The sequence below is a fragment of the Tepidibacter thalassicus DSM 15285 genome (assembly GCF_900129915.1).
Lineage (GTDB): Bacteria > Bacillota > Clostridia > Peptostreptococcales > Peptostreptococcaceae > Tepidibacter > Tepidibacter thalassicus.
Window position 1 is genome coordinate 1 of the sequence record NZ_FQXH01000036.1, and the last position, 14,713, is coordinate 14,713.

General features: G+C 33.0%; 13 protein-coding genes and 1 other annotated feature. All 13 genes read right to left on the reverse strand.

The genetic code is table 11. From position 1 onward, the window contains the following. Positions 1–136: 136 nt before the first annotated feature. Positions 137–2,203, reverse strand: coding sequence for an elongation factor G (gene fusA / locus BUA19_RS10700; RefSeq protein WP_072726381.1), 2,067 nt, complete (start codon positions 2,201–2,203; stop codon positions 137–139). Between the two features lie 50 nt (positions 2,204–2,253). After that, positions 2,254–2,724: a 30S ribosomal protein S7 gene (rpsG, locus tag BUA19_RS10705; protein ID WP_072726385.1), complete on the reverse strand. Its 471-nt coding sequence runs from the start codon at positions 2,722–2,724 to the stop codon at positions 2,254–2,256. A 106-nt stretch (positions 2,725–2,830) separates the two neighbouring features. After that, entirely contained in the window at positions 2,831–3,253 is a 423-nt protein-coding gene (rpsL, locus tag BUA19_RS10710) for a 30S ribosomal protein S12 (protein ID WP_072726387.1), read from the reverse strand. 50 nt (positions 3,254–3,303) lie between these two features. After that, positions 3,304–3,549: a ribosomal L7Ae/L30e/S12e/Gadd45 family protein gene (locus tag BUA19_RS10715; protein WP_072726389.1), complete on the reverse strand. Its 246-nt coding sequence runs from the start codon at positions 3,547–3,549 to the stop codon at positions 3,304–3,306. A 149-nt stretch (positions 3,550–3,698) separates the two neighbouring features. Further along, positions 3,699–7,184 carry a DNA-directed RNA polymerase subunit beta' gene (gene rpoC / locus BUA19_RS10720; protein ID WP_072726391.1) on the reverse strand — a complete coding sequence of 1,162 codons (3,486 nt, stop codon included), beginning with the start codon at positions 7,182–7,184 and terminating at the stop codon, positions 3,699–3,701. Positions 7,185–7,300: 116 nt separating this feature from the next. Continuing rightward, positions 7,301–10,984: a DNA-directed RNA polymerase subunit beta gene (gene rpoB / locus BUA19_RS10725; RefSeq protein ID WP_072726393.1), complete on the reverse strand. Its 3,684-nt coding sequence runs from the start codon at positions 10,982–10,984 to the stop codon at positions 7,301–7,303. A 159-nt stretch (positions 10,985–11,143) separates the two neighbouring features. Then, on the reverse strand, positions 11,144–11,506 hold the full coding sequence (rplL, locus tag BUA19_RS10730; RefSeq protein ID WP_072726395.1) for a 50S ribosomal protein L7/L12: 363 nt from the start codon (positions 11,504–11,506) through the stop codon (positions 11,144–11,146). 41 nt (positions 11,507–11,547) lie between these two features. Beyond that, on the reverse strand, positions 11,548–12,051 hold the full coding sequence (rplJ, locus tag BUA19_RS10735; RefSeq protein WP_072726397.1) for a 50S ribosomal protein L10: 504 nt from the start codon (positions 12,049–12,051) through the stop codon (positions 11,548–11,550). Positions 12,052–12,088: 37 nt separating this feature from the next. Further along, positions 12,089–12,227, reverse strand: a sequence feature (ribosomal protein L10 leader region). A gap of 47 nt (positions 12,228–12,274) precedes the next feature. Then, positions 12,275–12,973, reverse strand: a complete 699-nt coding sequence (rplA, locus tag BUA19_RS10740; RefSeq protein ID WP_072726399.1) for a 50S ribosomal protein L1 — start codon at positions 12,971–12,973, stop codon at positions 12,275–12,277. 57 nt (positions 12,974–13,030) lie between these two features. Further along, positions 13,031–13,456, reverse strand: coding sequence for a 50S ribosomal protein L11 (gene rplK, locus BUA19_RS10745; RefSeq protein ID WP_072726401.1), 426 nt, complete (start codon positions 13,454–13,456; stop codon positions 13,031–13,033). A 34-nt stretch (positions 13,457–13,490) separates the two neighbouring features. After that, entirely contained in the window at positions 13,491–14,015 is a 525-nt protein-coding gene (gene nusG / locus BUA19_RS10750) for a transcription termination/antitermination protein NusG (protein ID WP_072726407.1), read from the reverse strand. 58 nt (positions 14,016–14,073) lie between these two features. After that, the gene (gene secE / locus BUA19_RS10755; protein ID WP_072726403.1) at positions 14,074–14,298 is read right to left on the reverse strand and encodes a preprotein translocase subunit SecE; all 225 of its coding nucleotides are present in this window, start codon (positions 14,296–14,298) and stop codon (positions 14,074–14,076) included. 23 nt (positions 14,299–14,321) lie between these two features. Beyond that, positions 14,322–14,471, reverse strand: a complete 150-nt coding sequence (gene rpmG / locus BUA19_RS10760) for a 50S ribosomal protein L33 (protein WP_072726405.1) — start codon at positions 14,469–14,471, stop codon at positions 14,322–14,324. Positions 14,472–14,713: the final 242 nt, after the last annotated feature.

Consider the following 14,713-nt stretch of genomic DNA (forward strand, 5'->3'; position numbering starts at 1 on the left):
GTTTTACCATGGTCTACGTGTCCTATTGTTCCAATGTTAACGTGTGGCTTAGTTCTTTCAAATTTAGCTTTTGCCATTTTTTCTTCCTCCTTTTTTTATATATATGGTAGGGATAATACCCTACCATTATTATTTATTATTTTCCTTCTATTATCTTTTTAGCAACTCCTGCTGGAACTTGCTCATAGTGATCAAATATCATTGTATATGTTGCACGACCTTGAGTAATAGATCTTAAAGTCGTAGCATAACCAAACATTTCTGCAAGCGGAACATAAGCATTGATTACTTGAGCTCCTGCTCTTGCTTCCATACCTTCTATTCTACCACGTCTAGAGTTTAAGTCTCCTATTACATCTCCCATGTAATCTTCTGGAGTTACTACTTCAACTTTAAAGTATGGTTCAAGAAGCACTGCATTTGCTTTTTTCATTGCATCTTTAAACGCCATAGAAGCAGCAACTTTAAATGCCATTTCTGAAGAGTCTACTTCATGATAAGATCCATCATATAATTCAACTTCAACATCAACTACAGGATATCCTGCTACAACTCCCGCTTCCATAGCTCCTTGAATACCGGCATCAACAGGACCGATGTATTCTTTTGGAATTGCTCCTCCTACAATGCTATTGATAAATTCATATCCTGCTCCAGCTTCTCTTGGTCTAACTTTAATCTTAACATGACCATATTGTCCTCTACCACCAGATTGTTTAGCATATTTATACTCAACATCAACTTCTTTAGTGATAGTCTCTCTATAAGCAACTTGTGGAGCTCCAACATTTGCTTCAACTTTAAATTCTCTTAATAATCTATCTACTATTATTTCTAAGTGAAGCTCTCCCATACCTGATATAATAGTTTGTCCTGTTTCTTCATCAGTACGAACTCTAAATGTTGGGTCTTCTTCTGCAAGTTTTTGAAGAGCTATACCCATTTTTTCTTGAGCCGCTTTAGATTGAGGTTCTATAGCAACAGATATAACTGGCTCTGGGAATTCCATTGATTCAAGAATTATTGGATGATTTGGATCACATAAAGTATCTCCAGTTGTAGTATCTTTTAATCCAACAGCTGCAGCTATATCTCCAGCGTAAACCTCTGAAATTTCTTCTCTAGAGTTAGCATGCATCTGTAATATACGTCCAATTCTCTCTTTTTTGTTCTTAGTAGAGTTTAAAACATAAGAACCACCATTTAGCACTCCTGAATAAACTCTAAAGAACGCAAGTTTTCCAACAAATGGATCTGCCATTATCTTAAATGCTAAAGCTGAGAATGGCTCATCATCTGATGCATGTCTTTCATCTTCTTCTCCATCTGGTAATACACCTTTTATAGCAGGTATATCAACTGGAGCTGGCATATAATCTATAACTGCATCAAGTAGCAACTGAACTCCTTTGTTTTTATAAGCACTACCACAAAGTACAGGATTTAATTCACATGCAATTGTAGCTTTTCTTATTGCAGCTTTTAATTCTTCATTAGATATTTCTTCTCCCTCTAAATATCTCATCATTAACTCTTCATCAGTTTCTGCAACAGCTTCAACTAATTTTTCTCTGTACTCTTCTGCTTGATCTTTTAATTCATCAGGTATTTCAGTTACTTCAATATCTTTCCCTAAATCATCTTTATATATTCTCGCATTCATTTCCACAAGGTCTACTATACCAGTAAAAGTATCTTCATTACCTATAGGAATTTGAATTGCTACAGCATTAGCTCCTAATCTATCTTTCATCATTTCAATAACATTAAAGAAATCTGCACCTGTTCTATCCATTTTGTTTACAAATGCAATTCTCGGTACTCCATAGTTGTCAGCTTGTCTCCATACATTTTCTGATTGAGGCTCAACTCCTCCTTTAGCACAGAAAACCGCAACTGCACCATCAAGAACACGAAGTGATCTTTCAACTTCTACAGTAAAGTCTACGTGTCCTGGAGTATCTATTATATTAATTCTATGATCTTTCCATTGACAAGTTGTAGCAGCAGAAGTAATAGTTATACCTCTTTCTTTCTCCTGCTCCATCCAGTCCATTTGAGAAGCTCCTTCATGAGTTTCCCCTATTTTACGAGTAACCCCTGTATAGAAAAGGATTCTTTCAGTAGTAGTAGTTTTCCCCGCATCTATATGGGCCATTATACCTATATTTCTAGTTCTTTCTAAAGGAAATTTTCTAGGCACAGGTATCCTCCTCTCTTATATAAAAATCACCTGTTAACACAATTCGTATTCTACCATCTATAATGAGCAAACGCCTTGTTAGCTTCTGCCATTTTATGAGTATCTTCTTTCTTCTTAACAGATGCTCCTGTATTGTTAGCTGCATCCATTATTTCTTTAGCTAATTTTTCTACCATGCCTTTTTCTCCACGAGCTCTACTGTAGTTAACTAACCATCTTAATCCTAAAGTTTGTCTTCTTTCTGGTCTTACTTCTACAGGTACTTGATAGTTAGCTCCTCCAACACGTCTAGCTTTAACTTCAAGTACAGGCATTATATTATTCATAGCTTTTTCAAATACTTCTAATGGTTCTTCTCCTGTTCTCTCTTTTATAAGTTCAAAAGCACCATAAACTATTTTTTGTGCTTTACCTTTTTTTCCATCTAGCATTAAATTGTTTATTAATTTAGTAACAACTTTACTTCCGTATATTGGATCTGGTAAAACTTCTCTTTTTGGAACATTACCTCTTCTTGGCATTATACTTCCCTCCTTAATCTTTTTTAGATCATCGGTACTCGACAAGCATAAAGCTGCCGTGATGCCATAAATATATATATATTTAAAGCACCGAACGATTATTTAATTACTTTTTAGCAGCCTTAGGTTTCTTAGTACCATATTTAGATCTTGCTTGTTTTCTGTTTTCTACTCCTGCTGTATCTAATGTACCTCTTAAAATATGATATCTAACCCCTGGTAAGTCTTTTACCCTACCACCTCTTATAAGAACAACACTGTGCTCTTGTAAGTTGTGTCCTTCTCCTGGGATATAAGCTGTAACTTCTATTCCGTTAGTAAGTCTAACCCTTGCAACCTTTCTTAAAGCTGAGTTAGGCTTTTTAGGAGTTACAGTTTTAACAGAAGTACAAACTCCTCTTTTTTGTGGCGAACTTATATTTGTAACTTTTTTGTTTAATGAGTTAAAACCTTTTTGTAAAGCTGGAGCAGTAGATTTTTTCTCTAATGCTTTTCTACCTTTACGAACTAATTGATTTATTGTTGGCATCATGTGCACCTCCTTCCAAAATTTTCTTCAGTATTAATGACTGCCAACTATTATTTTAACATACCAGCTACAGCAGCTCCTACTTGTATACCGCAAGCTCTGCCTAGCTCTTTCATTGACTCGACATAGATTATATCTATGCCTTTTTCCTTTGATAATTCTTCTACATTTTTTGTTATATGCTTTTCTGCATCTTGAGCTATAAAAATTACTTTTACCTTATCTTCTTTCAAAGCTCTAGTTGTTTGTTTGGTGCCTACTATTTTTTTTTCATTTTTTAAATTTTGTAAATCCATAAAGTTTCCTCCTTATTAAATACCTAGGAGATTATTAAAATAATCTCCTAAATATTTAAAAGTCAACTTTCTTAAATTTGCACACTTTAACATTTTAACATTATATATACTTTAGTGTCAATATATCTTTGCAAAAGGTTAATCCAAGTTTATTTTTCCACTTTTTCCACTGCTATATTCTTATATCTTTTCATACCAGTTCCAGCTGGTATTAATTTACCTATAATTACATTTTCTTTAAGTCCTATTAAATTATCTTCTTTTCCTTTTATAGCAGCTTCAGTTAAAACTCTTGTTGTTTCTTGGAATGATGCTGCTGATAGGAAAGATTCTGTTGCAAGAGACGCTTTTGTAATTCCCAAAAGAACCCTCTTTGCTATAGCCGGTTTTAATCCTTTTCTTTCAGCAACTTCATTTACTCTATTAAATTCTAATATATCTACAAGTCCTCCTGGAAGTAAATCTGTATCTCCAGGTTCTTCTATTTTTACTTTTGAAAGCATTTGTCTTACTATAATTTCTACGTGTTTATCATTTATATCAACACCCTGCATTCTATACACTCTTTGTACTTCTTTAACTATATAGTCTTGAACTCCTAACACACCTTTAACCCTCAATATATCATGTGGATTTATAGGGCCTTCAGTAATAGGATCTCCTGCTTCTACATATTGTCCTTGTTTAACTTTTATTCTAGCTCCATAAGGAATTGAATAAGTTTTTGCTTCTCCAATTTCAGGTATAATAGTCACTTCTTTTTTCTTTCCAGTTTCATCAAGTTCAACTCTTCCCGAAACTTCTGTTATTATAGCAAGACCCTTAGGTTTTCTAGCCTCAAACAACTCTTCAACCCTCGGAAGACCTTGTGTGATATCTCCACCTGCAACTCCTCCTGTATGGAAAGTACGCATTGTAAGCTGAGTTCCAGGCTCCCCTATAGATTGAGCCGCAATTATACCTACAGCCTCTCCTATATTTACTTCTTTACCTGTAGCAAGGTTTCTTCCATAACATTTAGAGCACACTCCATGAGATGTTTTACAATTTAAAACAGATCTTATTTTTACTTTTTCAATTCCTGCATCTATTATCTTTTGAGCTTCTTCTTCATCTATTCTAGAATCAGCTTTTACTATTACTTCTTTTGTGTTAGGATCAATTACATCTTCAAGTGTGTATCTTCCAACTATTCTATCATATAATTCTTCTATTACTTCATTTCCATCTTTAAATGCAGTTACTATTACACCTTCTTGTGTTCCACAATCTTCTTCTCTAACTATAACATCTTGACTTACATCTACAAGTCTTCTCGTTAAATATCCCGAATCCGCTGTACGAAGCGCTGTATCTGCAAGACCTTTTCTAGCTCCATGTGAAGATGTAAAGTATTCTAATACCGTAAGACCCTCACGGAAATTCGATTTAACTGGTATTTCAACTGTTTTACCAGCTGCATTGGCCATAAGACCTCTCATTCCTCCAAGCTGTCTTATTTGGTTTTTACTACCTCTTGCACCTGAATGAGCCATTATAAACACGTTGTTTAATCTTCCAAGATTATTCATAAGAGCATCTGTTACTTTTTCAGTAGTTTCAGTCCAAGTTTCTATAACTTTTTCATATCTTTCTTCATCAGAAATAAGTCCTCTTCTATATGCTCTTTCATATTTTTCAACTTTTTCTTCTGCTTCTGATATTAATTGATATTTTTCCTTTGGTATTTCCATATCAGCAACAGAAATTGTTATAGCTCCTTTTGTTGAAAAATTAAATCCTAAAGCTTTTATATTATCAAGCATTATAGCTGTTATTGTATTTCCATGTTTTCTAAAACACTTGTCAATAATTTTACCTAATTGTTTTTTATCAACTAGAAAATCTACCTCTAAAGAATATTTATCTTTATCTCTATCAACAAACCCTAAATCTTGAGGTATATTTTCATTAAATATAAATCTACCTACTGTACTTTCTACTAATTTTCCTTTATCTTCTGAAGAAAGTTTCTTTCTTACTTTAACTTTTGCATGAAGCCCTACAGCACCTGTCTGATAAGCAAGAAGCATCTCATTGTAGTCCTTAAATATACTACCTTCACCTTTTTCTCCTTCTATTTCTATAGTTAAATAATAACTTCCAAGTACCATATCTTGTGTAGGAGTAGTTATAGGTGAACCATCTTTTGGTGCTAATATATTATTAGTAGAAAGCATTAAAAATCTAGCTTCAGCTTGAGCTTCAACAGATAACGGTACGTGAACAGCCATTTGGTCTCCATCAAAGTCTGCATTATACGCAGAACACACAAGTGGATGAAGCTTTATGGCTTTTCCTTCCACTAAAATTGGTTCAAAAGCTTGTATTCCAAGTCTATGAAGCGTAGGAGCACGGTTAAGTAAAACCGGATGTCCTTTTATAACTTCTTCAAGTACATCCCATACTTCAGGTTTAACTTTTTCAACCATTCTTTTTGCACTTTTTATATTATGAGCATATCCTTTTGAAACAAGTTCATTCATTACAAAAGGTTTAAAAAGCTCTAATGCCATTTTCTTTGGAAGACCACATTGATAAAATTTAAGTTCTGGTCCTACAACTATAACAGAACGCCCTGAATAATCAACACGCTTTCCTAGAAGATTTTGACGGAAACGACCTTGTTTTCCTTTTAACATATCAGATAAAGATTTTAGAGGTCTATTTCCAGGACCCGTAACTGGTCTTCCTCTTCTTCCATTGTCAATTAAAGCATCTACTGCTTCTTGAAGCATTCTTTTTTCATTTCTAACTATTATGTCAGGAGCTCCTAACTCTAATAATCTTTTTAATCTATTATTTCTATTTATAACTCTTCTATACAAATCATTAAGATCAGAAGTTGCAAATCTTCCTCCATCTAACTGAACCATTGGTCTTAAGTCAGGAGGTATTACAGGAATTACATCTAATATCATCCATTCTGGTTTATTATCAGATTGCTTAAAAGCTTCTACAACTTCCATTCTTCTTTTTGTTCTAACTCTTTTTTGTCCTGTACTGTCTTTTAATTTAAGTTTTAATTCTTTTGATAAAGCTTCTAAGTCAATTTTTCTTAAAAGCTCTTTTATAGCTTCTGCTCCCATTCCCGCTTTAAAGCTATTTCCGTATTTTTCCAAAGCATCTCTGTATTCTTTTTCTGTTAAAAGTTGTTTCTCTGTTAATCCAGTTTCACCTGGATCTATAACTATATAAGATGCAAAATATAGTACTTTTTCAAGCGATCTAGGAGACATATCAAGTAAAAGTCCCATTCTACTTGGTATGCCTTTAAAATACCATATGTGAGATACTGGAGCTGCAAGCTCTATATGTCCCATTCTTTCACGTCTTACTTTAGACTTAGTGACTTCAACACCACATCTATCACATACTACACCTTTGTATCTTACTCTTCTATATTTACCACAATGACATTCCCAGTCTTTAGTAGGACCAAATATTCTCTCACAAAACAATCCATCTTTCTCTGGTTTTAATGTACGATAATTTATGGTTTCTGGCTTTTTAACTTCTCCTCTTGACCATTGTCTTATTTTTTCAGGAGATGCTAACGCTATTTTTATTGACTCAAAATTATTTAATTCAAACAAGGAGTTCTCTCCCTTCTTTTTGAGATTTAAAATGTTAGTGATTTATAACAATATTTATATCATCTCTTGTGCTAGTTAACAACTAACACAAGAGATTTTAACTAATTAATATTTAATTAAAAATTAAAATCATCATCTAAATCTTCTTCAAGTAAACTTTCATCAAATTCCACATCAAAATCATCATCTAGATCTTCTTCACTATCTTCCACAGACTCTAAATCTTCATTTAATCCATCATCTTCAGAAGGAATATATTCAAAATTATCAACAACTTCATCTTCTTCTAAAGACTCTTTCACTTCTATTTCTTGATCTTCTTCAGTCAATACTTTTACATCAAGACATAAACTTTGAAGTTCTTTTATTAAAACTTTAAATGATTCTGGAATTCCAGGTTCAGGTATGTTTTCTCCTTTAACTATAGCTTCATAAGCTCTCACACGACCTATTACATCATCTGATTTAACAGTTAATATTTCTTGTAATGTATGAGCAGCTCCATATGCTTCAAGTGCCCAAACCTCCATTTCTCCAAATCTTTGACCACCAAATTGTGCTTTTCCACCTAATGGTTGTTGTGTAACTAATGAGTAAGGACCTGTACTTCTAGCATGAAGCTTATCATCAACTAAGTGATGTAATTTAAGCATATACATATATCCAACTGTTACTCTATTATCAAAAGCTTCTCCAGTTCTTCCATCATATAATGTGAGTTTTCCATCTTCTGGATATCCAGCTTCTCTTAATGCCTCTCTTATGTCTTCTTCTTTTGCTCCATCAAATACAGAAGTAGCTACATGCCAACCTAATGCTTTTGCAGCAAGTCCTAAATGAACTTCAAGAACCTGTCCTATGTTCATACGTGAAGGAACCCCTAATGGATTTAATACTATTTCTACTGGAGTACCATCTGCCATAAAAGGCATATCTTCTTCTGGTAAAACTCTTGATATAACCCCTTTATTTCCATGGCGTCCAGCCATCTTATCTCCAACACTTATTTTTCTCTTTTTAGCAATATAACATCTTACAAGTTCATTTACTCCCGGAGGAAGTTCATCTCCATTTTCTCTTGTAAATACTTTTACATCAACTATTATACCCGATTCTCCATGAGGAACTTTTAAAGAAGTGTCTCTAACTTCTCTAGCTTTTTCTCCAAATATAGCGCGAAGAAGTCTTTCCTCTGCTGTAAGTTCAGTTTCTCCTTTAGGAGTAACTTTACCTACCAATATATCTCCAGATTCTACTTCTGCTCCTATTCTTATTATTCCTCTTTCATCTAAATTTTTAACAGCATCTTCTCCGACATTTGGAATATCTCTTGTTATTTCTTCTGGTCCAAGCTTTGTATCTCTCGCTTCAGCTTCATACTCTTCTATATGAATTGTAGACAATCTATCTTCTCTAACAAGCCTTTCATTTATAAGTATTGCGTCCTCATAGTTGTATCCTTCCCAAGTCATAAAAGCTATAAGACAGTTTCTACCAAGAGCTATTTCTCCCATATCAGTAGAAGGTCCATCAGCTATTACATCACCTTTTTTAATCATATCTCCTTTATTAACTATTGGAGTTTGATTTATACATGTTCCTTGGTTAGAACGTTTAAATTTAAGTAATTTATATCTATCTTTATTTCCATCTTCTCTTTTAATTACTATTTCATCTGCAGTTACTTTCTCAACTACTCCAGAATTCTTAGCTACAACTACAGCTCCTGAATCTTTAGCCGCTCTATACTCTATACCAGTTCCTATAATAGGTGCTTCTCTTCTAACTAGAGGTACAGCTTGACGTTGCATGTTTGATCCCATCAACGCACGGTTCGCATCGTCATTTTCAAGGAAAGGTATCATTGCTGTAGCAACTGAAACTACCTGTTTTGGAGAAATATCCATATAATCAACTAAATGAGCTGGAACAACTTCAACTGTACCATTAGTAGTTCTAGAAGTAACTCTTTTATTTATAAATCTTCCTTCTTCATCTAATGGCTCATTTGCTTGTGCCCTTATATATAAATCTTCTTCATCAGCTGTTAAATAATGTATTTCATTTGTTACAACACCCGTCTCCTTATCTACTTTTCTATACGGAGATTCAATAAAACCATACTCATTTATTTTAGCATAAGTTCCTAGAGAATTTATAAGTCCTATGTTCGGACCCTCTGGAGTTTCAATAGGACACATTCTACCATAGTGAGAATGATGAACGTCACGAACCTCAAATCCAGCTCTTTCTCTTGAAAGCCCTCCAGGACCTAGTGCCGATAACCTTCTTTTATGAGTAAGTTCAGATAATGGATTTGTTTGATCCATAAATTGAGACAACTGAGAACTTCCAAAAAACTCTTTTATAGCAGCTGCAACAGGTCTTATATTGATTAACGCCTGAGGAGTCGCTACTTCTATATCCTGTATTGTCATTCTTTCTTTTATAACTCTTTCCATTCTAGAAAGACCTATTCTAAATTGATTTTGTAGTAACTCTCCCACAGATCTTACTCTTCTATTTCCTAAATGATCTATATCATCAATATTACCTATTCCATAAAACAAATTAAACTGATAACTTATAGAAGCTATAATATCATCAAGTATAATGTGTTTTGGAATTAAACTTCTCATATTATCTTTTATAGCTTCTTTTATCTCTTCTTCAGTGCTGTATGTATCTAATATGTCTTTTAAAGTAGGATAATGCACTTTTTCTTTTATATTTAAATCATCTATATCAAAAGATACATGCTCTTTTATATCAACAAAGTTATTTCCTATAACCTTAACTATTTTATCTTCATTAGCATATACTTTTACTACATTTATACCTGAATTTTGAATAGATTTAGCTTTTTCTATAGAAATCTTTTCACCTTGTTTTACAAAAACTTCTCCAGTTTCTGTATTTACTATATCTTCTGCTGCAATTTTGTTCATAATTCTATAAGCTAAAGCCAATTTCTTATTAAATTTATATCTTCCAACTTTAGCTAAATCATACCTTTTTGGATCGAAAAATAAAGAATTTAATAAAGAAGATGCACTTTCAACTGTAGGCGGTTCACCAGGTCTTAATTTCTTATATATTTCAATAAGACCTTCTTCCACAGTTTTAGTGTTATCTTTTTCTAAAGTAGCAAATAATCTCTCATCTTCTCCTAAAAGCTCTATAATTTCTGCATCAGTACCAAACCCTAAAGCTCTCAAAAGAACTGTAACAGGTTGCTTTCTTGTTCTATCAACTCTTACAGAAATTACATCATTAGAGTCAGTTTCATACTCTAGCCATGCTCCTCTATTAGGAATAACAGTAGATGAAATCAATTTTTTACCTGATTTATCCATCTCTTGGCTAAAATATACACCTGGCGATCTAACCAACTGACTTACTATTACTCTTTCTGCTCCATTTATTATAAACGTCCCTTTTTCTGTCATTAAAGGGAAATCACCCATAAAAACTTCTTGTTCTTTTACTTCTCCGGTTTCTTTATTTATAAGTCTTACTTTTACCTTTAAAGGTGCAGAGTAAGTAACATCTCTTTCTTTACACTCTTCTACATCGTATTTCGGTTTTTCATCTAGGGAATAATCAACAAATTCTAAGATAAGATTACCTGTGTAATCTTCTATAGGCGAAATATCTTCAAAAACTTCTTTTAGTCCTTCATCTAAAAACCATTTATAGGAATCTAGCTGAATTTCTATAAGATTAGGAAGTTGTGCAACTTCATTAATTTTAGAAAAGCTCATTCTAGTTCTTTTTCCTATTGTGACAGGATGTGGCATTCCATTTTCACCTCTCAATATAAATAAAACTAAAAAACAAATTTTTTTCCATTCCAATGCATTCAATAATACTATCATATATTTTTCAATAGGTCAAGGTATTTCTCTGTAAAAAAACAAAAAAGGTGCCAAAAGGCACCCTTTTTATTCTAAATTTAATTATTTTACTTCTACTTTAGCTCCAGCAGCTTCTAATTTTTCTTTAATTTGTTCAGCTTCTTCTTTAGAAACTCCTTCTTTAACTGCTTTTGGCGCACCGTCAACTACTGCTTTAGCTTCTTTTAATCCAAGTCCAGTTACTTCTCTAACTGCTTTGATAACTCCTACTTTTGAAGATCCTGCATCTGTTAATATTACATCAAACTCAGTTTTTTCTTCAGCAGCAGCTCCACCAGCAGCTCCAGCAACCATTACAGGAGCAGCAGCAGATACTCCAAATTTTTCTTCTGCAGCTTTAACTAATTCATTTAATTCTAAAACTTTCATATTTTCAATAGCTTCTAAAATTTGTTCTATTGTCATTTTTCGCACCTCCGATATTATTTTTAAATTTTATTTTAGTATTAAGCTTCTTGTCCTTCTTGCTTTTTGATTAAAGCATCTAATAAGTATACAAAGTTTGACATTGGAGCTCTTAGGCTACCAAGTAATTTCGCAATAAGAACTTCTTTTGGTGGTATTTTAGCAAATTCTTCAATTTTATCTTTGTCATAGAATTCGCCTTCAACTATACCCATTTTAAGTTCAAGATTTGGATGATCTTTTTTGAATTCACTTATAATTCTAGCTGGAGCAACTGGATCTTCATATCCAAAAGCTATAGCGTTTGGTCCAACTAGTAATTCTTCATTGAATTCACTTATTCCAACTTCTTTAGCTGCTCTTCTAACAAGAGTATTTTTATAAACTTTATATTCTACATCAGCTTCTCTAAATTTATTTCTAAGTTCTGTAACTTCTTCTACTGTTAATCCTCTATAATCAACAACTATTACTGAAGAAGATTTTTGTAGCTTTTCAACTATTTCTGAAACTACTTGTTGTTTTAATTGTATCGCTTTAGACATCTAGGTGTCCACCTCCTTCACCTATTTCTCTATTTTGCCTTCAACTTTAAAAGCCTTTATATGTCCATAGACATACAAAGGCTTCAAGCTCTAAAATAAGCAATTTATCGAAAACCTCGGTAGGCAAAATTAAGCTCTAAAGCACCTACTGTCTACGGCAAAATATTTTATTTTTTCAACATCATTCATTATATATCAAACAAAAATCTATGTCAAGAGTTTTTTACTCTGTAACTCTAGCAGGATTTATTTTAACTCCAGGTCCCATTGTAGATGCTACTGTAACAGATCTTAAATATTGACCTTTAGCAGCAGCTGGTTTAGCTTTTATAATAGCTTCCATTAAAGTTGCAAAGTTTTCAGCTAATTTTTCTTTTCCAAATGAAACTTTTCCTACTGGAACGTGAATTATATTAGTTTTATCTAATCTATATTCGATTTTACCTGCTTTAATTTCTTCTATAGCTTTAGCTACATCAAATGTAACTGTTCCTGATTTTGGATTTGGCATTAAACCTTTTGGTCCAAGCACTCTACCTAATCTTCCTACAACTCCCATCATGTCTGGAGTTGCTACAACAACATCAAAGTCAAACCAGTTTTCACCTTGAATTTTAGCTACTAGTTCTTCTGCTCCTACAAAATCTGCTCCTGCATTTTCTGCTTCTTTTGCTTTATCTCCCTTAGCAAAAACTAAAACCTTTTTAGTTTTACCAGTACCATGAGGAAGAACTACAGCTCCTCTTACTTGTTGATCTGCATGTCTTGAATCAACACCAAGTTTTATATGAGCTTCTACAGTTTCATCAAATTTAGCGCTAGCAGCTTTAACAACTAACTCTAAAGCTTCAGAAGCATCATATAATTTGTCTTTTTCAACTAATTTTAAAGCTTCTAAATACTTTTTACCTTTCTTAGCCATTTTTATACCTCCTTGTGGTTTTTAACGGTAATTTTACCTCCCACTTTTTTAATAAAATTAATCTTCTACAACTATACCCATACTTCTAGCTGTACCAGCTATCATACTCATAGCAGCTTCAATTGTTGCAGCATTTAAGTCAGGCATTTTAAGTTCTGCTATTTCTCTTATTTTTTCTTTAGATATTTTAGCAACTTTAGTTCTGTTTGGTTCTCCAGAACCTGACTCTATACCAACAGCTTTTTTAAGAAGTACTGCAGCTGGTGGAGTTTTTGTTATAAATGTAAAAGATCTATCTTGGTAAACTGTTATAACAACTGGTATTATATAACCAGCTTTATCTGCAGTTTTAGCATTAAATTCTTTACAGAATCCCATTATATTAACACCGTGTTGTCCTAATGCTGGACCTACCGGTGGAGCTGGTGTAGCCTTTCCTGCAGGTATTTGTAATTTAATTTGTCCTATTACTTTTTTAGCCATTTATTACACCTCCTTAAACAGGTTTATATTGAATTTATATTTTTTCTATTTGATTAAACTCCAATTCTACTGGAGTTTCTCTACCAAACATTGATATTAATACTTTCATAGACTCTTTTTCCAGGTTAATTTCTTGTACTGTACCCATAAATCCTTCAAAAGGCCCACTTTTAACTGTTATAACTTCTCCAACTTCTACATCTATTTCAGGAATAGCTTTTTCTACGCCCATTGTCTTAACTTCTTCGTCTGATAATGGTACAGGCTTTGAACCCGGTCCTACAAAGCCAGTTACTCCTTTAGTATTTCTGACTATATACCAAGATTCATCTGTTATTATCATTTTAACCAAAACATAACCTGGGAATATTTTTCTCTGTCTAACTTTCTTTTTGCCATTTTTAACTTCTTCTACTTCTTCTGTAGGAACAACCACATCTAAGATGTAATCTTCCATACCCCTGGTCTTTACAGTCTTTTCAATTGTAGCTTTAACCTTATTTTCATGACCTGAGTATGTATGCACTACATACCACTTAGCTTGTTCTAATTCTGCCATATTATCTTTAATTGTCATCTAACCTTTACTTAGATGACACGTGCCCTCCTTTGCGGATTTATCTATTTAGTATAAGCTTTAGAAAAAATCCTATACCTGAATCAATCATCCACACTAACATAGTCATTAAAAGACATGTGGTTAGAACTACTCCAGTGTACTTAGTCAGTTCTTTTTTATTGGGCCAATGAACTTTTTTAAGTTCTCCTTTGGTTTCTCTAAAAAATTTTATAATACTCTTAGAGTTTCCCTTTTTAACATTTACATTCGTTTGGGCCGCCATTCCCACGTCACATCCTTTATAAACTATTTTGTTTCTTTGTGAACAGTGTGTTTTCTACAGAATCTACAATATTTTTTTAATTCTATTCTATCTGGATTATTTTTCTTGTTTTTAGTTGTATTATAATTTCTTTGCTTACATTCAGTACAAGCTAAAGTTATTTTAACTCTCATTTGCTACACCTCCTAATTAATTGATAGCCATATCCTAAAGCAATCTATATCTTATTTTGCGCATAGATTACTGCTATTATAAGTATCACCTTATAAAAGTTATCATACTTTTATTATTATGTCAATTATTTTTGCATTTTTCAAGACAAAAAAGAGAAGGAAATATTTCCTTCTCTTTTTTTTTACTATTCTATTATAGAAGCAACTACTCCTGCTCCTACTGTTCTACCACCTTCACGAAT

Excerpts from the sequence above, each read along its gene's own strand:
- secE (WP_072726403.1), bottom strand. The coding sequence starts at position 14,298 with ATGGCGGCCCAAACGAATGTAAATGTTAAAAAGGGAAACTCTAAGAGT.
- rplA (WP_072726399.1), bottom strand. The coding sequence starts at position 12,973 with ATGGCTAAGAAAGGTAAAAAGTATTTAGAAGCTTTAAAATTAGTTGAA.
- nusG (WP_072726407.1), bottom strand. The coding sequence starts at position 14,015 with ATGGCAGAATTAGAACAAGCTAAGTGGTATGTAGTGCATACATACTCA.
- rpmG (WP_072726405.1), bottom strand. The coding sequence starts at position 14,471 with ATGAGAGTTAAAATAACTTTAGCTTGTACTGAATGTAAGCAAAGAAAT.
- rplL (WP_072726395.1), bottom strand. The coding sequence starts at position 11,506 with ATGACAATAGAACAAATTTTAGAAGCTATTGAAAATATGAAAGTTTTA.
- rplJ (WP_072726397.1), bottom strand. The coding sequence starts at position 12,051 with ATGTCTAAAGCGATACAATTAAAACAACAAGTAGTTTCAGAAATAGTT.
- rplK (WP_072726401.1), bottom strand. The coding sequence starts at position 13,456 with ATGGCTAAAAAAGTAATAGGACAAATTAAATTACAAATACCTGCAGGA.
- rpoB (WP_072726393.1), bottom strand. The coding sequence starts at position 10,984 with ATGCCACATCCTGTCACAATAGGAAAAAGAACTAGAATGAGCTTTTCT.
- BUA19_RS10715 (WP_072726389.1), bottom strand. The coding sequence starts at position 3,549 with ATGGATTTACAAAATTTAAAAAATGAAAAAAAAATAGTAGGCACCAAA.
- rpsL (WP_072726387.1), bottom strand. The coding sequence starts at position 3,253 with ATGCCAACAATAAATCAATTAGTTCGTAAAGGTAGAAAAGCATTAGAG.
- rpsG (WP_072726385.1), bottom strand. The coding sequence starts at position 2,724 with ATGCCAAGAAGAGGTAATGTTCCAAAAAGAGAAGTTTTACCAGATCCA.